Raw genomic sequence first — 255 nt, 5'->3', positions numbered from 1 at the left:
TACATCGACACCAGCATCTTTCGAGCTGTTGCAACAGCTGCTTTCTGTGAGTTCTTCCGACTTGCTAATCGGTCGTAAAACCGACTCAAATATCGATCATTACACGTATGCACGGCCGTATGAGTCGACTGAACGAGCAACCAACGCACACGACCGGATCCACGCTTCGAGATGCCTCCTTCGATCCGCGAGTCGCCTGACTCGCGGATCACCGGATTCAATCCAACGTAGCTAACGACTTGCTTATGTCCGTCG

Annotated in this window: 1 protein-coding gene; it reads right to left on the bottom strand. The window is 52.2% G+C overall.

The genetic code is table 11. From position 1 onward, the window contains the following. Positions 1 to 255 (bottom strand): transposase (locus O2S87_RS19180; protein WP_475410258.1); only part of this gene is annotated, 255 nt, incomplete at both ends.

It is taken from the genome of Halohasta sp. A2, from assembly GCF_056175805.1.
This window is presented reverse-complemented; position numbering and strand designations above follow the sequence as displayed.